Source organism: Bibersteinia trehalosi USDA-ARS-USMARC-188 (genome assembly GCF_000521725.1).
GTDB lineage: Bacteria > Pseudomonadota > Gammaproteobacteria > Enterobacterales > Pasteurellaceae > Bibersteinia > Bibersteinia trehalosi.
This window is the reverse complement of the sequence record NZ_CP006954.1, coordinates 17,521-36,577: the sequence shown is the minus strand read 5'-3', so window position 1 is coordinate 36,577 and position 19,057 is coordinate 17,521. Positions and strand designations below refer to the sequence as shown.

The following is a 19,057-nucleotide window of genomic DNA, read 5'->3' as shown; positions in this document are numbered from 1 at the left end:
CCTACGATAGATAAATTTTTTCCATCTTATCAAACCATTTTTCAAACGGTACTTTTTTTGAAAAATTTTGCAAAAAATTCCCCAAAATTAATCGCTTGCGGTAGTATGCCTGTTTTTGTATTTGATTAAATTTATATGAAGAAATCCGAATTTCCTCTTGCTCAATCTCGTCCAGATGCTCCCTTTGCTCAATCTGTATTAGCATGGTTTGAACAATATGGGCGAAAACATCTTCCTTGGCAGCAAGACAAATCCTTATATAAGGTTTGGCTATCAGAAGTGATGCTGCAACAAACACAGGTTGCGACTGTTATTCCCTATTTTGAGCGATTTGTCGCACGTTTTCCGACTATTATTGATTTGGCGAATGCGGATATTGATGAGGTTTTACATCTTTGGACAGGGTTAGGTTATTACGCTCGAGCAAGAAATTTGCACAAAGCCGCAATGCAAGTGCGAGATCAATTTAATGGAGAATTTCCCACACATTTTGATGATGTTTTAGCGCTATCTGGCGTGGGGCGTAGTACAGCTGGTGCAGTGCTATCTTCGGTTTTGAATGCACCGCATCCAATTTTAGATGGCAATGTGAAACGTGTACTTTCTCGCTATTTTGCTGTTGAGGGTTGGGCTGGCGAGAAAGCCGTAGAAAATCGACTGTGGACATTATCAGAAAGTGTTACACCAACCGAACAAGTAGCGGATTTTAATCAAGCAATGATGGATTTAGGTGCGATGATTTGCACTCGCACCAAGCCTAAATGTTCACTTTGCCCATTAGAAAATAGTTGTAAAGCAAATCAACTGAAAGCGTGGGCAGATTACCCTGCCAAAAAACCGAAAAAGACATTGCCTGAAAAAGTAGGCTATTTTGCAGTATTAAAACAGGGAAATACCGTTCTATTACAAAAACGCCCCTCTGCAGGCATCTGGGGTGGATTATTTTCATTCCCACAATTTGAAAGTTTTGCTGAATGCAAGCGCTTTATTTCGGCAAAAAATTTGCAAATTTCGCAACAATTAACCGCTTTTCGCCATACTTTCTCACATTTTCATCTGGATATTGTGCCAATTCTGGTGGAAATCCCAACAAATTCTGTGCAAGAAAAATCAGGAAATTATCAGGCGAACGTATCATCAACGGGCGATTATTGGTATGATCTACATCAGTTAAACCAAGTCGGGTTACCAACACCGATTAAACGAATTTTAGACGAACTCTCACACCACAAGGGGTAAATTATGGCAAGAACCGTATTTTGTGAATATTTAAAGCAGGATGCTGAAGGTTTGGATTTTCAACTCTATCCTGGCGAACTTGGTAAACGAATTTTTGATTCCATCAGCAAACAAGCATGGGCAGAATGGATGAAAAAGCAGACAATGCTGATGAATGAGAAAAAACTAAATACGATGAATCCAGAACACCGTAAATTATTAGAAACCGAGATGGTAAATTTCTTATTTGAAGGCAAAGACGTTCATATTGAAGGCTATGTTCCAGTTGAGAAATAAAATGAAAAATTTTAAAAAATTCGGCAAATTTATGCCTCTTCTACTCATTGTGCCATTTTTGGCATCATGTTCTAGTTCGCCTAAAAAGAAAAGCAAAGGGACTAAAGTCCGTCCTGATTATACGAAAGACACTCGTGGTTTAGATATTCTAACCGGACAATTTTCGCATAGCATTGATGAAATTTGGGGCGTAAACGAACTACTCAAAGCCAGCGAAAAAGACTACGTAAAATACACCGATAAATACTACACCCGTAGCCATATCAGTTTTGATGATGGTCAGATCATTATCGAAACACTTGGCGATCAAAACCGTCTACGTAATTCTATTATTCATACCTTGTTGATGGGTTCAGATGCTTCAGGCATTGATTTATTTGCCTCAGGCGATGTGCCAATCAGCAATAACCCATTCTTAGCGGGGCAGGTCGTTGATCATTTCGGACGCTCTGTCACCAACATTGCCATTGCAAATGATTTTGCAACCTATCTGATTCAGCACAAATTACAAACTCGCAAACTCAAAAATGGCCATCGAGTGAGCTATGTCACAATTCCAATGATTGCAAACCACGTTGAAGTGCGTGCAAGACGCTATCTCCCAATGGTTCGTCAAGCCTCTCGTCAATATGGTATCGATATCAGCTTAATTTTAGGTATTATGGAAGTGGAATCTTCCTTCAACCCTTATGCGGTAAGTTATGCCAATGCGATTGGTTTAATGCAAGTTGTGCCAAAAACAGCTGGGCGAGATATTTTCGTCCGTAAAGGCTATAGTGGTCAGCCTGATCGTGCCTATCTCTATGATCCAAAGAAAAATATTGATGCAGGAACCATGTATCTCACCATTTTGCGTGACGAATATTTGGAAGGAATCACTAATCCAACCTCAAAACGTTATGCAATGATTTCAGCGTATAACAGTGGTGCCGGTGCAGTATTAAGAGTGTTTGATCGCGATAAATGGGATGCGATTGAACGTATTAATAATCTAACACCTGATGCGGTTTATCGAATTTTAACCACAGCTCACCCTTCTTCTCAGGCAAGAAATTATCTTGTTAAGGTAAATAAAGCACAGCAGAAATATTTAAAAGTTCGTTAATTTGTTGCTTTTTAATCCGATACGTATAAAAAGCGATCTATTGAACGCATTTTTTTAAATTTCTGAAAAAAAGATTTGACGAGCACGACTGAAATCAGCATAATGCACCCCGTCAGCAAGACGCTGCCTCGATAGCTCAGTCGGTAGAGCAGGGGATTGAAAATCCCCGTGTCGGTGGTTCGATTCCGCCTCGAGGCACCATCAATTCCTCCTTAGTTCAGTCGGTAGAACGGTGGACTGTTAATCCATATGTCGCAGGTTCGAGTCCCGCAGGAGGAGCCATATTCAGAAGCCCTGATGAGAAATCATCAGGGTTTTCGCTTTTCTGTCCTATCAAAAATAAAAATTTCAAAAATGTGATCTTGCTCCAATTTTTTAAATTTTGTTGAAATTTTCCTTCGACTATTTGTAACAAACAGCGTATTATATTTTGCAACATAATAACAACAAAAATGATTCCTCAATATCGTCAAATTTTGCGACATTACCCCAACCCGTAATGTCGCATTTTTTATTTGCTTAACCTTAGCAGTTATATCCCAACTCTTTTGAAATCCCTTGTGCCGCAATTTGTAGCTCTTTCAAAAAGTTTTCCTGCGTGTCTTTATTCAGACGATGAGTAGATGCGGAAACTGACAGGGCATATTCAATCTGCCCTAAATGGTTAAAAACAGGTACAGCAATACAACATACACCTAATTCATTCTCTTCACGATCCATCGCAAAGCCAAGTTGCCGAATTTCTTCAAGTTCTATCGCCATCTTAGACTTCTCAGTAATAGTATAACAAGTCAGTTGCTGAATATTTGCCTCATTGATATGCCAATAATGTTGTAAAGCGGTTTCATCAGCATCATACGCCAAATAAAGTTTCCCCATCGCTGAACAATAAAGTTGCTGATGTTGCCCAATATAAGCTCGCGTACGCATCATACCAACTGTTGGTTCAAGCTTATAAATCAAAATAGAATGCCAACCTTCTCGCTTAGAGAAATTCACCGTTTCACCTAAATTTAAATTTACCTGTTCCAAATAAGGCGCAGCAATATTAATAATATTCATTGAAGCCAGTGTTTTTTGTCCTAAGCTTAAGCATTTAGTACTCAATCGATAACTTCCTGCTGTTGCTGCCGGTCGTACAAATCCTTCGCTTTGTAATCCCTGTAATAAGCGATGTACCGTACTTTTATTTAACTCCGATAATTCAGCCAATTTTGCCAGCGGGCAACCATTCGGGAAATTTCCTAATAAAGTTAGCAACTTCAACCCCCGAATAAGACTCTGATTACCACTCTGTTTTTCTTCCATTCTTGCTCCTATTTTGTAAATTTTGTGAATTTTTATACCGCTTGTATTTTTCACGTTATATTTCAGATAGTGAAATTATATTCCTAAAAATGAGACATTGATCACAAATCCAGAAATAAAAAAATAACCATTTGATTTATAAAGACTTTTATTTTAAGCAACGCATTGACATTTTTTCGCCATAACATTAATTTATGAAACATAATTTTACTATATGAAATACAAATAAAGAGGAATCAAATGAAAGTCTCTTATGCGGAATTGAAAGCGGAATTTAAACGCGTACTTTTAGCTCGCCATGTTCGCGAAGAACTTGCCGAAGAGTGTGCCACAATGTTTGCCGATACCACGGAAAGCGGGGTCTATTCTCATGGCGTAAACCGTTTCCCACGTTTTATTCAACAATTGGAAAAAGGCGATATTGTGCCTGACTCAGTACCAAGCAAAGTGCTTTCCTTAGGTGCTATTGAACAATGGGATGCTCACCAAGCCATCGGTAATCTCACCGCAAAAAAAATGATGGATAGAGCAATGCAAATTGCCGATCAATTTGGTATTGGTGTTGTAGCGCTTAAGAATGCTAATCACTGGATGCGAGGCGGTGGCTACGGTTGGCAAGCGGCAGAGAAAGGCTATATTGGAATCTGCTGGACAAATTCCATTGCAGTAATGCCACCTTGGGGGGCCAAAGAGTGCCGCATTGGAACTAATCCACTTATTATTGCCATTCCTTCAAGCCCAATCACGATGGTAGACATGTCCTGCTCAATGTATTCCTACGGAATGCTTGAGGTCAATCGTCTTGCTGGTCGCCAAACTGCGGTAGATGCAGGTTTTGATGATGACGGCAATCCAACTCGAGATCCTGCAATTGTAGAGAAAAATCGCCGCCTAATGCCAATGGGGTTTTGGAAAGGTTCTGGCTTATCCATTGTGCTGGATATGATTGCCACCTTACTTTCCAATGGGTTATCTGTGGCTGAAGTGACAGAAGAAAAAGATGATGAGTATTGCGTTTCTCAGGTTTTTATTGCCATTGAGGTAGAGAGATTAATTGACGGCAAAAGCAAAGACGAAAAACTCAATCGTATTATGGAATATGTGAAAACCGCAGAACGAGCCGATCCAAATATTGCAGTAAGACTCCCAGGACACGAATTCGAACGAATTCGTGCCGAAAACCGAACCAATGGCATTCCCGTAGACGATACCGTTTGGGCGAAATTAAAAGCACTTTAGTTATCTTTCGTTCAACAAATACAAGCGGTAAAAATTTAGCAAAATTTTACAAAACGGAAAATCAAAATGGACAAAGTTATTCACTACACTAGCAAGACACTCGAGTTTTTCGTGGTTGCTATTCTTGCCACAATGTCTTGTTTAGTTTTCCTTAATGTTGTTCTACGTTATGGTTTTAATAGCAGCATCAACATCACCGAAGAAGTCTCGCGCTATCTGTTTGTATGGCTCACATTCCTTGGTGCAGTGCTTGCTTTTAATGCTAATCAGCATGTTAAAGTGACCATTCTGACCGTGCGCCTTTCTCCTAAAAAACAACGTGTGCTACAACTGCTCACAGACACCTTAATGCTATTTTGTTGCTATTTAATGGTACAAGGTAGCTTTGTGCAATTTCAGTTAAATTTAGACAATATTGCACCTATTTCTGGTATCCCTACCGGTATTACCTATCTTGCAGGCTTGATCGCTGGTGCTTTTATCGCGTTGCTGTTAATAATACGCTTGGGCTCAACGATGCGCCAAATCATGCAAGGAGAAATATTATGACTGTGATTATTTTCCTTTTTGCACTATTAGGCGCAATTATTCTTGGAGTTCCGGTTGCCTTTTCTCTCTTACTCTGTGGCGTAGCACTGATGCTTCACCTAGATTTGTTTGATGCTCAAATCCTTGCCCAACAGCTGATTAGCGGAGCGGATAGTTTTTCGCTAATGGCTATCCCATTTTTTATTCTAGCTGGCGAAATTATGAATGAGGGTGGATTATCCAAACGAATTATTGATTTACCGATGAAATTAGTCGGACACAAACGGGGTGGACTAGGTTTTGTGGCAATTATTGCCGCGATGATCATGGCAAGTCTTTCCGGCTCTGCCGTTGCTGATACTGCAGCCGTTGCCGCAATGCTATTACCAATGATGAAAACAACCGGTTATCCGCTTGATCGCTCCGCTGGATTAATTGGCACAGCTGGCATTATTGCTCCAATTATTCCACCTAGTATTCCGTTTATTGTATTTGGCGTAGCAAGTGGCGTATCGATCACAAAATTATTCCTTGCTGGTATCGCCCCAGGAATTTTAATGGGGATGTGTTTAGGGCTACTTTGGTGGTGGCAAGCCAAACGCCTCAATTTGATGACATTCTCGAAAGCAACCAAACAAGAACTCTGCATCTCGTTTAAAAACAGTATCTGGGCGTTATTACTGCCTGTAATCATTATCGGCGGTTTCCGCTCTGGTATGTTTACCCCAACAGAAGCAGGAGCCGTTGCCGCATTCTATGCATTAATTATTTCGCTTTTTATTTATCGTGAACTGAAATTCCGTGATTTATATAAAGTTATCTTAAATGCAGGAAAAACCACAGCGGTAGTGATGTTGCTGGTGGCCGCAGCGAATGTAACAGGTTGGTTAATTACCATTGCTGAACTGCCACAAATGATGACAGAGCTATTAGAGCCACTAATTGATAGTCCAACCGTTCTGCTTATCGTGATCATGCTTGCTGTCTTTATCATTGGTATGGTGATGGATTTAACCCCGACCGTGCTGATTTTAACCCCTGTGCTTATGCCATTAATTGAAGAGGCAGGAATTGATCCTGTTTATTTCGGTGTACTATTTATTCTCAACACCTCGATAGGTTTAATTACTCCACCTGTAGGCAATGTGCTCAATGTTATTACAGGAGTTTCCAAACTACCTTTTGACCAAGCTGCAAAAGGTATTCTGCCTTATCTTTTTATGATGATCGCTCTACTCTTTGCGTTTGTCTTTTTCCCACAACTTATTCTCACACCACTTGCGTGGATGCAACCTTAACCAAGGAGAAACTATGAAATTATTCAATTTAAAAACCTTAGCCGCATTAATCGCTGGTAGCGCTATTTTTGCGACATCCGTACAGGCGGCAACAACATTGCGCTTTGGCTATGAGGCTCCTCGTTCAGATACGCAGCATATCGCAGCCAAAAAGTTCAACGACCTGTTAAAAGAAAAAACCAAAGGTGAAATCAAACTCAGCCTTTTCCCAGACAGTACTCTGGGTAATGCCCAAACAATGATCAGCGCAGTCCGTGGTGGAACAATTGATTTAGAAATGTCTGGTTCACCAAATTTCTCTGGACTTGAGCAAAAACTTAATGTCATTGATATTCCGTTCATTTTTAAAAATCGTGAACACGTTTATAAAGTGCTGGACGGTGAAATTGGACAAAGCCTACTCTCTGCATTAGAGGATAAGGGCTTAAAGGGCTTAGCATTTTGGGATGTGGGATTCCGTGCATTTTCTAACTCGAAAAATCCAGTGAACAGCCCTGATGATATTAAAGGATTAAAAGTCCGTACCAATCAAAACCCAATGTATATTCAGGCATTTAGCCTATTGGGTAGCAATCCTGTGCCAATGCCATTGGCTGAACTTTATACTGCTTTGGAAACCCGTGCGGTGGATGCCCAAGAGCACCCGATAGGCATTTTCTGGTCATCAAAACTCTATGAAGTGCAAAAATATCTGAGCTTAACGAATCATGGCTATACCCCATTAATAGTGGTGATGAATAAAGCAAAATTTGATGCTCTTGCTCCTGAATTACAAACCGCATTGATAAGTGCTGCACAAGAAGCTGGAAAATATCAGCGCGAATTAAATGTACAAAACGAACAAGAGATTATTGCTAATCTACGCAAAGCAGGGATTGAAGTTATCGAAGAGGTTGATAACACACCGTTTAAAGCAAAAATTGAAGCAGATGTCCGTAAAGCGTTTATTGATCAAAATGGCGATGAATTGATTAAAGCAATTGATGCCTTAGCTGAATAGGAAAATTAAGTATGAACTACACTCTCGGCATAGACTGCGGTGGCACTTTTATCAAAGCCGCTCTTTTTGATAATCAAGGTAATTTACACAGCTTACACCGTGAAAATCTGGCAGTAATCAGTGAACAAGCGGGCTATGCCGAGCGTGATATGGCTCAACTTTGGCAGACTTGTGCCAAGGTAATCAAACAAGCGGTCGAAAAAAGCGGAATTTCTGCAAAAAATATCAAAGCTGTTGGCATTTCAGCACAGGGCAAAGGCGCATTTTTACTAGATAAAAATAATCAGCCTCTGGGGCGGGCAATTTTATCCTCTGATCAACGTTCGCTAGATATTGTAAAAAAATGGCAAACGGAGGGCATTCCCGAAAAACTCTATCCTATTACCCGCCAAACGCTCTGGACTGGCCACCCTGTCTCCATTCTACGTTGGATTAAAGAACATGAACCCGAACGTTATGCTCAAATTGGCTCAGTGCTAATGTCCCACGACTATTTGCGTTTTTGCTTAACGGGTCAGATACATTGCGAAGAGACCAATATATCGGAAAGCAATCTCTATAATATGGAAACGGGGCAATATGATCCTCAACTTGCAGAACTACTGGGTTTGCAAGAAATTATTGAAAAACTCCCGCTTGTGATTAAACCAAATGAGATTGCAGGCTATGTGAGTGAACAAGCCGCTGCCATATGTGGCTTAGCAGTGGGGACTCCTGTAGTTGGAGGCTTATTTGATGTGGTTTCTACCGCTCTCTGTGCTAATTTAGAAGATGAAACAACCTTAAATGTTGTACTCGGTACTTGGTCGGTCGTCAGTGGTATTACGCCACAAATAGTGCAAAATTCAGCTATTCCTTTTGTGTATGGAAAATATGCCGAAACGGATAAATTTATTGTCCACGAAGCTAGCCCAACTTCAGCAGGTAATTTAGAATGGTTTGTGAAACAGTGGAAATTGAATTATGCTGAAATTAATCAAGCAATATCCCTTCTAGCACCTGCATCAAGTTCCGTACTATTCGTGCCGTTTTTATATGGTTCAAACGCGGGCTTAGGAATGCAAGCGGGGTTCTACGGCATTCAAGCCCACCATACCCAAGCACATTTATTGCAGGCAATTTATGAGGGGGTGCTGTTTAGCCTGATGCACCACCTCGACCGTATGCGACAACGATTTCCTCACGCAAATACACTAAGAGTAACGGGAGGCCCTGTAAAATCTTCTGTTTGGATGCAAATGCTTGCCGATCTAACCGGCATGAGGCTCGAAATCCCACAAATTGAAGAAACGGGTTGCTTTGGCGCAGCAATGATGGCGTGGCAAGGCATTGGCGAGCCAATGGTACGGCAACATATAAATATAAACGTTATCCAACCCATCGCTGAAAATTTTGCCCTTTATCAAGCCAAATACCAGCGATACACCCATCTTATTCGCGCCTTTCAAACCTTAATTTAGAGATAAAATGCCACCGAAACAGTATCGGTGGCATCATTGTTATTTATGACCATATTTTTCCGTGTTTACCCATTGATGATCTTTTTCCCAAGTAAATTGCCATTTACGCACAGGTCCTGCCATCACATTTAAATAATAGTTATCATAGCCTGCTATTGTTGCAACAGGGTGATAACCACGAGGTACTTTAACCACATTTTTATCATATACAGCCATACATTCATCAAGGCTACGATCATCTGTATATACTCGCTGCATTGCAAATCCTTGAGGAGGATTAAAGCGATGATAGTAGGTTTCTTCTAGATAAGTTTCATGTTCTGAATGTTTATCATCGTGTTTATGGCTTGGGTAAGAACTTGTATTTCCTTCATCAGTAAATACCTCAACGACAAGTAAACTATCCGCTGGCTCAGTCTCTGGCAAAATATTATGAACAAGCCGTTTATTATTACCGAATCCTCGTTTTTCTACACCAACATTCTCTGGTGAAATGAGTCTCACTGGGTAATTCCCTTTTCCTGGAGCGCTACATACTGCTAATTCTAGCGATTCTGTCGTTTTCACTTTAAGTGTTTTATGAGGAGGAATATACACAGAATAAGGTGGGACTTTTTCAAAAGGCGACATTCTATTACCAAGATTCTCAAATGCGATTTGATCCACATAGACAGAACCTTTTCCTGCAACAAATACTAAACAAAGCTCATTTTCACCACTTTGTAATTCAAGCTCTTGGTTATCTAATAAATAAACCTCAAATCCAACATATTCCCACTTCGCATTCTCTGGCGTGATCTGCTGGATTTGCCCATTTTCATTAGACACATTAGGTTGGGATAACAATGGACTCATATGGAACTCCTATCTGCATGCAACTAACTGTTTTAATGTACTATACAAAATATAACCAATATTTTGTATCTCCAAAAATAAAACTTTCTAAGTAGATCACAAAAATGAAATAAAATTTCTATTTTTCTATTTATTGCATTGCAGTTTTTCATTTTTAGGCGTAGCTTATCACAAGATTATTGTTTTTCTATACCTAGTCTGAATAAGGAGCCTCTCAATGAGTCAATTTATCAAAAACTTCATTAATGGTGTGGCCGTTGAAAGCCAAAGCCAACGGATAACTTCTGTCTTCAATCCGGCAACAGGTGAGGAGATCAAAAAAGTGAAATTAAGCACAGCAAACGAAGTCGAGGCGGCCATCACCGCAGCAGATGAAGCTTTTAAAAGTTGGTCACAGCAATCTCCGCTACGCCGTGCTCGTATCTTATTCAAATTTAAAGAATTACTCGAAACCCATTTTGATGAGCTCGCTCGTTTAATCAGCACAGAACACGGGAAGATTTACTCTGATGCGATTGGTGAATTGACTCGCGGTTTAGAAGTAGTTGAGTTTGCAACCGGTATTCCACACTTACAAAAAGGCGAATTTTCAGCAAATGTAGGCCGTGGGATTGACAGTTATTCCGTACAACAACCATTAGGTGTTGTTGCCGGTATAACACCATTTAATTTCCCTGCAATGGTGCCAATGTGGATGTTCCCAGTCGCTCTGGCTTGCGGTAATACCTTTGTTTTAAAACCATCAGAAAAAGACCCATCGGCATCTATTCTTATTGCCGAATTGTTGAAAGAAGCCGGCTTACCTGATGGTGTATTCAATGTAGTTCAAGGAGATAAAGAAGCGGTTGATATTCTATTAAAAGACCCTCGCATTCAAGCAGTTAGCTTTGTAGGTTCAACACCTATTGCACAATATATTTATGAAATAGGCTGTGCACACGGCAAACGAGTTCAAGCCTTAGGTGGTGCCAAAAACCATGCACTGATTATGCCAGATGCAGATATTCCTAGCACAGTAAATGCTCTTTTAGGGGCGGCATTTGGCGCTGCTGGTGAGCGTTGCATGGCATTATCAGTTGCAGTTGTTGTGGGCGATGAGCTTGCCGATAAAATCGTTGAAGAACTCACACCAAAAGTGAAAGCATTGAAAATTGGTGCAGGTATATTACCGGAAGGACAACCTGAAAACGATATGGGACCTGTAATATCCAAAGAACATAAAGCGAAAATTGAAGGCTATATCGATCAGGGTGTAGCACAAGGTGCAAAACTGGTAGTTGATGGTCGCGGATATAAAGTAGCAGGTAATGAAAACGGCTATTTCGTAGGTGGTACGCTATTCGATAATGTGACTCCTGAAATGACTATTTGGCAAGATGAAATTTTCGGACCAGTGCTTTCTGTCGTGCGAGTAAACAGCTATGAGGAAGGCTTAGCGCTAATCAACCGCCACCAATATGGTAACGGTAGTGCCATCTTTACTCGTGATGGTGATGCAGCACGTCAATTCACGCAAGAAGTGAAAGCGGGTATGGTAGGTGTGAACATTCCAATCCCAATCCCAATGGCATTCCACTGTTTTGGTGGTTGGAAAGCCTCTATTTTTGGACCCCTAAATGTTCACGGACCAGATGGTGTGCGTTTCTATACTCGAATGAAAACGATCACAACTCGTTGGCCAGATAATTCTGTTCGCTGTAGCCAAGTAGCGTTTAATTTTCCAACAATGTAATCTGTTAATTTCCTTTTTTGAGTATTTTGCGGTGATAAATTCACCGCTTTTTTATACCCTAAAATGTGATCTGTATAACAAATTTGAAACAAACAAGTTGAGCAAAAATCTCATAATGCTATATTCATGATTGAAAAATTTATTTCATAATTAAATATAATGAAATAAATAATATTCTTCGCTGTTTGAAGGTTCATCGGCAATCTTGCCATATTTCCATCTAACCCGAGGATTCTACGATGAAGATGAAAAAGCATATCAAATTTGTATTAAGTACTTTAGCACTAGGTTTAATGGCTAATAGTTTTGCAAAAGATGAATTAGTGGTTTTCAGCTTGCCAAATTTATCTAGCCCATTTGAAGTTCAACTTCAAAAAGTTGCTGTAGAAACAGGTAAAAAATTAGAAGTTAAATTGCAGGTACTTGATGGACAAAGTTCATCAACGAAACAAGCATCAGATTTGGAAAATGCAATTACACGTGGGGCTAAAGGAATAATTATTTCTCCAAATGATGTAAATGCAATTTCAGCAGCCGTTGAAGAAATCATCCACGAAAAAATTCCTGCGGCCACTCTCGATCGTAAAGTAGAGAGTAGTAAGCCTGTGCCGCATTTTGGTGCAAATAACTATACAGGTGGTCAAGAAGTGGCAAAAGCTGTGAAAAATAAATATCCAAATGGCGCAAAAATCATTTTATTAACAGGTCAGCCTGGCTCTACCTCAAATATTGAAAGAACTAAAGGTATCCGTGACGAACTAGCTGTTGGCGGCGATACATACAAAATCGTAATCGATCAAACAGGTAACTGGCTGCGCTCTGAAGGTCTACGTATTATTGAAAGCATACTACCTACATTAAAAGAAAAACCTGATGTTATTATTTCGGCCAATGATGACATGGCACTTGGTGCAATCGAGGCTTTACGTAGCCAAGGCTTAAAAGCAGGAGATATTCTTGTAACAGGTTTTGATGCCACACCTGAAGCATTGGCGCGCGTAAAAGATGGCTGGTTATTTTTAACCGCAGATCAACGCCCAGGTTTTGCAGTTAGCACAGCTTTAGAACAAATTGTTGGGAACATTCGCAATAATCAAGAAGTGAGAGGTGCCGACTACCCACCAAAAATTATTTTACAAGAGAATTTATCGGAAGCTGAACGTTTTGCTGAAGTTAGCGAATAATCTTGTATGCCTTCTGGCTAAAGCTGGAAGGCTTTTTATTACGGAGGTTGTATGTCCACTACTCCCTTACTTGAAGTAAAAGCATTAACTAAAAGTTTCTCTGGAGTGTTAGCTCTCAATAACGTAAAACTCACCGTAAACAGAGGTGAAGTTCATGCATTATTGGGAGAAAATGGCGCCGGAAAATCGACTTTATTAAAGGCTCTTTCTGGTGCACAACCACAAACCAGTGGTGAAATTATTTTTAATGGTGAAAGCTTAAATCCAAATGATTCACCATTTGACCGCCAATTAAAAGGCATTGTGACCATTTATCAAGAATTTAATCTGTTACCTAATATGACCGTGGCAGAAAACTTCTTTTTAGGTAGAGAGCCCACGAAAGGCTTATTTGTCAATGAAAAAGCCGTCAACGATGAAGCACAACTAGTGTTGGATAATCTCGGCTTAAATATCAAACCCGATACCCAAGTTTCCCGCCTGAGCGTTGCCCAGCAACAGATGGTCGAAATTGCCCGAGCAATGACATTAAACGCTAAGCTGATCGTTATGGACGAACCGTCCGCTGCATTGAGCGATAAAGAGGTGGAAACACTGCACCAAATCGTTCGAGATTTAAAAAGCCGTGGTATCAGCGTGATTTATGTGACCCACCGTTTAAACGAAGTGTTTGCCTTGTGCGACCGCTTTACCGTTTTCCAAGATGGTTGTTATTCTGGAGAAGGTGAAGTGAAAAATGTGAATGTCGATCAAATCATAAAAATGATGGTAGGACGTGAAGTTGCCTTTACTCGTCGTCCATCGGAAGAAACCCATCATACTCACCGCCCAGTTCGCCTTGCTGTAAAAAATCTGCACCGAGAAAAACCAGCACTTGATCCGCATGGTATTGCTCTGCACGGTGTCTCTTTTAACATTCACGAAGGCGAAGTATTAGGGATTGCAGGCTTAGTCGGTGCAGGACGAACAGAAATTGCCCGCTGTCTGTTTGGTGTGGAAAATTACACTGCTGATGAAATCATCTTAGATGGCAAACCATACTCCGCAACATCACCATTAGATGCTCTAGAAAAAGGTGTGGCACTCGTGCCAGAAGATCGTAAAAAAGAGGGGTTAGTACTCGGCTTGCCGATTAAAACCAATATGACCCTGCCGATTTTAAGCAAATTGCTCAAAGGCAATCTGTTTGTTGATCAACATAAAGAAGACAATCTAATCGAAACCTACCGCCAAGCGTTACGTATCAAAATGGTAAGTAGCGAACTGGAAGCTCGCAAATTATCCGGTGGTAATCAGCAAAAAGTGATTTTAGCTCGCTGTATGGCGTTAAATCCAAAAGTACTAATTGTTGATGAGCCGACACGAGGTATTGATGTAGGGGCAAAATCTGAGGTTCACCAAGTGTTATTTGATATGGCAAAACAAGGTGTCGCAGTATTGGTGATTTCTTCTGATTTACCGGAAATTATGGCGATTTCTGACCGCATTATCACCCTTTCCGAAGGTCGGGTAACTGGCGAAATTCATGGCGATGATGCCACCGAAGAAAAATTAATGTCAATGATGGCTGTTGGCGTCCAACGTGAACAACAGGCTGCGTAAGAGAGGTTTGTATGGCAACGCAATTTTTAAAAAATTTGGGTATGATCGATGATAAAGGAAAAATCGATTTTATCGCCTTTTTTGAACGCTTCGGCGTACTAATTTTCTTAATTTTATTAGTAATTTTCTTCACTTCACAAAACGGGGCATTTTTATCGCAACGCAATATCTATAACGTTTTAACCGAAGTATCGATTTTTGGCATTATGGCGGTAGGAATGACTTTTGTGATCCTCACCGCAGGGATAGATCTCTCTGTCGGCTCAATCCTTGCTGTGACCGCAATGTTCGCTGCTTACATTATTAAAGGTGATAATACTGTTACCGTTGAGCATGGAGCGTGGGGCGGCATGAGCTGGTTAATAGGTCTGAGTATTTGTCTGGCGATGGGAACCGTTATCGGTTGGTTACACGGCTTGGGTGTTACTAAATTAAAATTGCCACCGTTTATCGTTACCCTAGGTGGTATGACAATTTGGCGTGGTCTAACACTCGTGTTAAATAACGGCTCGCCAATTGCCGGATTTGACGAAGGCTACCGCTGGTGGGGACGTGGCGATATTTTAGGCGTACCGGTGCCGGTAGTGATTTTTGCCGTAGTCGCCATTATCGGTTACTTCGCATTGCATAAAACCCGCTGGGGACGCTATGTGTACTCGGTAGGTGGCAATCCGGAAGCTGCCCGTTTAGCCGGTGTGAATATCAACCGTACCTTAGTCAGCGTTTATGTGGTAATAGGTGCATTGGCAGGACTTGCTGGTTTCATTCTCTCCGCCCGTTTAGGCAGTGCCGAATCTGTTGCCGGCGTTTCTTTTGAGTTACGTGTAATTGCCTCAGTAGTTATCGGCGGAACGTCCTTAATGGGCGGTTACGGACGAGTCACAGGCACCATCATCGGCTCGATTATTATGGGCGTATTGATAAACGGTTTAGTGCTGATGGACGTTTCCGCTTACTACCAACAAATCATTATGGGCTTAATCATCATCCTTGCCGTTGCCTTCGATACCTATGCGAAGAGCAGACGAGGAGCGTTATAGATAGCTAACACAAGCGGTCTGATTTTGTAAAAATTTTGCAAAACCAGACCGCTTGTTTATTCCTCCCCTATTTAGAAAAGAGGGGTTGGGGGAGATTTGACAGGAGAGATTAGCGTAGAAAATAATCAAAAAATTCAATGCATTATTCTCTTCGTCACTACTGCCAAATTTCTCTTACCCTCGAGCCGTTCAAAGAAAGGATATTACATATTCTTAAAGATTAAGGATACTTTATGAAAACCATCAAAATCGGCTTAGTTGGCACTGGCTATATCGGTCGTTGCCACGCCATTGCCTACGCTCAAGCCCCAACCCTGTTTCCACTTAAAGGCAAAATCCAACTGGAATACCTTGCCGAAATCAACCAAGCATTAGCCGATCAAAAAGCCCAAGAGTTCGGTTTTAACCGAGCTACGGACGACTGGCGGAAACTGGTTGCCGATCCAAATGTCGATGTAGTGGATATTTGCACGCCGAACTTTCTGCACAAAGAGATAGCATTAGAAGCCATTAAACACGGTAAACACGTCTATTCGGAAAAACCGCTTGCACTCACCGCCCGAGATGCCAAAGAGATGGTGCTTGCCGCCCAAAAGGCAGAGGTAAAAACCTTAGTCGGCTTTAACTACATCAAAAACCCGACTACCCAACTGGCTCGCCAAATTATTCAAAACGGTGAAATCGGCGACGTGGTGCATTTTTATGGCACGCATAACGAAGACTATCTCGCCAGCCCCAATACCCCGATAGATTGGCACTGCTACAAAACCAAAGCCGGGCTTGGCACGTTGGGCGATTTAGCGGCGCATATTGTCAGTATCGCACACTATTTGGTCGGTTCAGATATTGAGCGTGTTATCGGCGATATGCAAACAGTGATTGAAGAACGCCCTAGTCCGCACAATCCTGCAGAAAAAATCAGAGTAGAAAACGAAGATCAGGCAAGCAGTCTTGTACGATTTGCTAATGGGGTAATGGGCACGCTCGAAAGCTCCCGCATTGCCTGTGGGCGTAAAATGGGGCTAACCTATGTAGTAACCGGCACCAAAGGCACGCTCAGCTACACCCAGGAACGAATGGCAGAACTCAAACTCTACCTGCACGATGACGACAAATCCCGCCAAGGATTCAAAACCATTTTAGTCGGCCCGGAACACCCCGACTACGCTGCTTTTTGCGTGAGTGCCGGCCACGGCATCGGTTTTAACGACCAAAAAGCGGTGGAAATCCGTGATCTCATCAACGGCATCGCCTCCGATGACCCAATGTATCCCGATTTTGAAGAAGGCTATAAAATCTCCCGTGTATTGGAAGCAATAGCGAAATCGGCGGAGGAGAAAAGGTGGGTGGAGGTGAGTGAGATTTAATAATTACATTAAAATAGAAACGTATCTCAAATTGGTTGAGGTACGTTTTTTTACATTTAAGGAAAAATTATGAGTTCAATTAAAGAAATTTTTAGCACAAAAAACAGCCCTATCAATGTTCTTATGCAAACAGAATGGTTTTTAGGCTTCATATTGATAGTTGTTTATTTGGATGCTTACTTCCAACTTGTTCATCAAGTGCCTATCTATATTGCAATACAGCAAAGAGAAATATATCTCACAAATGCCATTGATTATATTGCAGCAATTTCTTTCTTCTCAATCACATTTACGGCGTTGTTTACACTAATGCGTTTCTTGCATATTTTTTTACTTTCAAATTTATTGAATAAAATAGGCTGCAAAACCTATGAATTACCTAAATTGGAGGAAGCTAAATATTTTAAGAGAATCTCAGACTTAAAAATACAAGCTGCTAGAGAGAATAATAAAGAACTCAGATACTATTATGAAAAAGCAGAAGAAAAAATCAGAATGAGAACATCAATATCTCGCCGTTTTTTAGGTGTTATTTTTTTTACAATTATTCATATATACTTTGCAAAAGAGTGGGAAAATTATCCTCTTATGTTCAGATTTATTTTTGAATATCTAGAAACTCAGCCAGAGGATTTTAGATCTTTTGTTCATTTTGTATTAATTCTTTTAATACTTCCTATTTTTTATTTGCTTGAACAATCAATCAAAATTGAAAACGATTATATTTATTTTTCAAGTGATAATAAATAAAAAATCAAGCGGACAGTCTTGCAGAAAAATTTTCAAAACCGACCGCTTGTATTTATGATAAATTACGCCACTTCACTCAATTTCACTGGTCGGTTTTCTTCCAGTGATTTTTTCGCAGCCAAGGCGATAAGTACCGGTTGTAAGCCGTCATTGCCGTTTACTAATGTTGGTTTATCGTTTACCACAGAATCCACGAAGCAACTGATTTCATCGGCGAAAGATTGCATATAACGTTCTAAGAAGAAGTATTTTGGTTTTTCCGCCACTACGCCGTTTTCACCTGAGAATACGGCAGTTGAGCCAGTGTCATTGGTGATATGGATTGCCCCTTTCGAGCCGAACACTTCCGCACGTTGGTCGTAGCCGTAGGCAGCTTTGCGACTGTTGTCGATCACGCCGATTGCTCCGTTTTTCAGTTTCAATGTGATCACGGCAGTATCAATATCGCCCGCTTTGCCGATTTCAGGGTTTACTAACACGGTGCCAACTGCAAACACTTCTTCCACTTCGCTGCCTGATAAATAACGAATCATATCGAAGTCGTGAATGGTCATATCAAAGAACATTCCGCCGGAGACTTTCACATATTCGATTGGTGGGGCTTCCGGATCACGAGAGGTTACTCGGATAACGTGCGGTTCGCCGATGTCGCCAGCACTCACACGGTCTTTAATCGCTTTAAAGTTATGGTCGAAGCGGCGGTTAAAGCCCACTTGGAATTTTACACCGGCTTTTTCGACTGCACTCAATACTTCACGGATTTTAGCTGGATCTGCATCTACCGGTTTTTCACAGAAAACGTGTTTGCCAGCCTGTGCTGCCTCAATCGAAATCGGGGCGTGAGTATTGGTGGAAGAGCAGACCAATACCGCATCAATTTCCGGATCTTGCAGGATTTTTTTATAGTCATCATAGACTTCCGGAATACCCATCGATTTTGCCCAAGCGGTCAATTCTTCGGTAATTTTTACATCAGAGATAGCTTTGATTTCAGCACCTTTGACATATTTGCTAATACTTTCAGAATGCACACGTCCAATACGACCTGCACCAATAATACCTACTTTTAACATA

Annotated in this window: 17 protein-coding genes and 2 tRNA genes; 16 read left to right on the top strand and 3 right to left on the bottom strand. The window is 40.9% G+C overall.

Annotated features, from left to right (window positions below; genetic code table 11):
• Positions 1-135 precede the first annotated feature (135 nt).
• The 5 genes from mutY (at position 136) to F542_RS00155 (ending at position 2,902) form a co-directional block, all read left to right on the top strand.
• On the top strand, positions 136-1,239 hold the full coding sequence (mutY, locus tag F542_RS00175; RefSeq protein ID WP_015433628.1) for an A/G-specific adenine glycosylase: 1,104 nt from the start codon (positions 136-138) through the stop codon (positions 1,237-1,239).
• 3 nt (positions 1,240-1,242) lie between these two features.
• Positions 1,243-1,515, top strand: coding sequence for an oxidative damage protection protein (locus F542_RS00170; RefSeq protein ID WP_015433629.1), 273 nt, complete (start codon positions 1,243-1,245; stop codon positions 1,513-1,515).
• Between the two features lies 1 nt (position 1,516).
• Positions 1,517-2,620 carry a membrane-bound lytic murein transglycosylase MltC gene (gene mltC, locus F542_RS00165; RefSeq protein ID WP_025266657.1) on the top strand — a complete coding sequence of 368 codons (1,104 nt, stop codon included), beginning with the start codon at positions 1,517-1,519 and terminating at the stop codon, positions 2,618-2,620.
• A 125-nt stretch (positions 2,621-2,745) separates the two neighbouring features.
• Positions 2,746-2,821 (top strand) — tRNA-Phe (locus tag F542_RS00160).
• A 5-nt stretch (positions 2,822-2,826) separates the two neighbouring features.
• A tRNA-Asn gene (locus tag F542_RS00155) sits at positions 2,827-2,902 on the top strand.
• Between the two features lie 243 nt (positions 2,903-3,145).
• On the opposite strand, the gene F542_RS00150 is transcribed toward F542_RS00155, so the two are convergent.
• Positions 3,146-3,928, bottom strand: a complete 783-nt coding sequence (locus tag F542_RS00150; protein ID WP_025266656.1) for an IclR family transcriptional regulator — start codon at positions 3,926-3,928, stop codon at positions 3,146-3,148.
• A 240-nt stretch (positions 3,929-4,168) separates the two neighbouring features.
• On the opposite strand from F542_RS00150, the gene yiaK reads away from it, so the two are divergent.
• The 5 genes from yiaK (at position 4,169) to F542_RS00125 (ending at position 9,453) form a co-directional block, all read left to right on the top strand.
• On the top strand, positions 4,169-5,167 hold the full coding sequence (gene yiaK, locus F542_RS00145) for a 3-dehydro-L-gulonate 2-dehydrogenase (RefSeq protein WP_015433632.1): 999 nt from the start codon (positions 4,169-4,171) through the stop codon (positions 5,165-5,167).
• Between the two features lie 66 nt (positions 5,168-5,233).
• Positions 5,234-5,716, top strand: coding sequence for a TRAP transporter small permease (locus tag F542_RS00140; protein ID WP_025266655.1), 483 nt, complete (start codon positions 5,234-5,236; stop codon positions 5,714-5,716).
• Positions 5,713-6,993, top strand: coding sequence for a TRAP transporter large permease subunit (locus F542_RS00135; protein ID WP_025266654.1), 1,281 nt, complete (start codon positions 5,713-5,715; stop codon positions 6,991-6,993). Before F542_RS00140 ends, F542_RS00135 begins: the two co-directional genes overlap by 4 nt.
• Before the next feature lie 13 nt (positions 6,994-7,006).
• Positions 7,007-7,993, top strand: a complete 987-nt coding sequence (locus tag F542_RS00130) for a TRAP transporter substrate-binding protein (RefSeq protein ID WP_015433636.1) — start codon at positions 7,007-7,009, stop codon at positions 7,991-7,993.
• An 11-nt stretch (positions 7,994-8,004) separates the two neighbouring features.
• Positions 8,005-9,453: an FGGY-family carbohydrate kinase gene (locus F542_RS00125; RefSeq protein ID WP_015433637.1), complete on the top strand. Its 1,449-nt coding sequence runs from the start codon at positions 8,005-8,007 to the stop codon at positions 9,451-9,453.
• Between the two features lie 39 nt (positions 9,454-9,492).
• On the opposite strand, the gene iolB is transcribed toward F542_RS00125, so the two are convergent.
• Positions 9,493-10,308: a 5-deoxy-glucuronate isomerase gene (gene iolB / locus F542_RS00120; protein WP_025266653.1), complete on the bottom strand. Its 816-nt coding sequence runs from the start codon at positions 10,306-10,308 to the stop codon at positions 9,493-9,495.
• Between the two features lie 217 nt (positions 10,309-10,525).
• On the opposite strand from iolB, the gene F542_RS00115 reads away from it, so the two are divergent.
• From F542_RS00115 to F542_RS11080, 6 genes are all read left to right on the top strand, one after another.
• Entirely contained in the window at positions 10,526-12,040 is a 1,515-nt protein-coding gene (locus F542_RS00115; RefSeq protein ID WP_015433639.1) for a CoA-acylating methylmalonate-semialdehyde dehydrogenase, read from the top strand.
• Between the two features lie 239 nt (positions 12,041-12,279).
• Positions 12,280-13,224 (top strand): sugar ABC transporter substrate-binding protein, encoded by a 945-nt coding sequence (locus F542_RS00110; protein ID WP_015433640.1) that lies wholly within the window; start codon positions 12,280-12,282, stop codon positions 13,222-13,224.
• 51 nt (positions 13,225-13,275) lie between these two features.
• Positions 13,276-14,826: a sugar ABC transporter ATP-binding protein gene (locus F542_RS00105; RefSeq protein WP_015433641.1), complete on the top strand. Its 1,551-nt coding sequence runs from the start codon at positions 13,276-13,278 to the stop codon at positions 14,824-14,826.
• 11 nt (positions 14,827-14,837) lie between these two features.
• The gene (locus tag F542_RS00100; RefSeq protein WP_015433642.1) at positions 14,838-15,866 is read left to right on the top strand and encodes an ABC transporter permease; all 1,029 of its coding nucleotides are present in this window, start codon (positions 14,838-14,840) and stop codon (positions 15,864-15,866) included.
• A gap of 233 nt (positions 15,867-16,099) precedes the next feature.
• Positions 16,100-17,233 carry a Gfo/Idh/MocA family protein gene (locus tag F542_RS00095; protein WP_015433643.1) on the top strand — a complete coding sequence of 378 codons (1,134 nt, stop codon included), beginning with the start codon at positions 16,100-16,102 and terminating at the stop codon, positions 17,231-17,233.
• Positions 17,234-17,302: 69 nt separating this feature from the next.
• Positions 17,303-17,983, top strand: coding sequence for a hypothetical protein (locus tag F542_RS11080; RefSeq protein WP_015433644.1), 681 nt, complete (start codon positions 17,303-17,305; stop codon positions 17,981-17,983).
• 62 nt (positions 17,984-18,045) lie between these two features.
• Here the strand turns inward: F542_RS11080 and iolG are convergent, their stop codons facing one another.
• Positions 18,046-19,056, bottom strand: a complete 1,011-nt coding sequence (iolG, locus tag F542_RS00085; RefSeq protein ID WP_015433645.1) for an inositol 2-dehydrogenase — start codon at positions 19,054-19,056, stop codon at positions 18,046-18,048.
• Position 19,057: the final 1 nt, after the last annotated feature.

Excerpts from the sequence above, each read along its gene's own strand:
- mutY (WP_015433628.1), top strand. The coding sequence starts at position 136 with ATGAAGAAATCCGAATTTCCTCTTGCTCAATCTCGTCCAGATGCTCCC.
- F542_RS00170 (WP_015433629.1), top strand. The coding sequence starts at position 1,243 with ATGGCAAGAACCGTATTTTGTGAATATTTAAAGCAGGATGCTGAAGGT.
- mltC (WP_025266657.1), top strand. The coding sequence starts at position 1,517 with ATGAAAAATTTTAAAAAATTCGGCAAATTTATGCCTCTTCTACTCATT.
- F542_RS00150 (WP_025266656.1), bottom strand. The coding sequence starts at position 3,928 with ATGGAAGAAAAACAGAGTGGTAATCAGAGTCTTATTCGGGGGTTGAAG.
- yiaK (WP_015433632.1), top strand. The coding sequence starts at position 4,169 with ATGAAAGTCTCTTATGCGGAATTGAAAGCGGAATTTAAACGCGTACTT.
- F542_RS00140 (WP_025266655.1), top strand. The coding sequence starts at position 5,234 with ATGGACAAAGTTATTCACTACACTAGCAAGACACTCGAGTTTTTCGTG.
- F542_RS00135 (WP_025266654.1), top strand. The coding sequence starts at position 5,713 with ATGACTGTGATTATTTTCCTTTTTGCACTATTAGGCGCAATTATTCTT.
- F542_RS00130 (WP_015433636.1), top strand. The coding sequence starts at position 7,007 with ATGAAATTATTCAATTTAAAAACCTTAGCCGCATTAATCGCTGGTAGC.
- F542_RS00125 (WP_015433637.1), top strand. The coding sequence starts at position 8,005 with ATGAACTACACTCTCGGCATAGACTGCGGTGGCACTTTTATCAAAGCC.
- iolB (WP_025266653.1), bottom strand. The coding sequence starts at position 10,308 with ATGAGTCCATTGTTATCCCAACCTAATGTGTCTAATGAAAATGGGCAA.
- F542_RS00115 (WP_015433639.1), top strand. The coding sequence starts at position 10,526 with ATGAGTCAATTTATCAAAAACTTCATTAATGGTGTGGCCGTTGAAAGC.
- F542_RS00110 (WP_015433640.1), top strand. The coding sequence starts at position 12,280 with ATGAAGATGAAAAAGCATATCAAATTTGTATTAAGTACTTTAGCACTA.
- F542_RS00105 (WP_015433641.1), top strand. The coding sequence starts at position 13,276 with ATGTCCACTACTCCCTTACTTGAAGTAAAAGCATTAACTAAAAGTTTC.
- F542_RS00100 (WP_015433642.1), top strand. The coding sequence starts at position 14,838 with ATGGCAACGCAATTTTTAAAAAATTTGGGTATGATCGATGATAAAGGA.
- F542_RS00095 (WP_015433643.1), top strand. The coding sequence starts at position 16,100 with ATGAAAACCATCAAAATCGGCTTAGTTGGCACTGGCTATATCGGTCGT.
- F542_RS11080 (WP_015433644.1), top strand. The coding sequence starts at position 17,303 with ATGAGTTCAATTAAAGAAATTTTTAGCACAAAAAACAGCCCTATCAAT.
- iolG (WP_015433645.1), bottom strand. The coding sequence starts at position 19,056 with ATGTTAAAAGTAGGTATTATTGGTGCAGGTCGTATTGGACGTGTGCAT.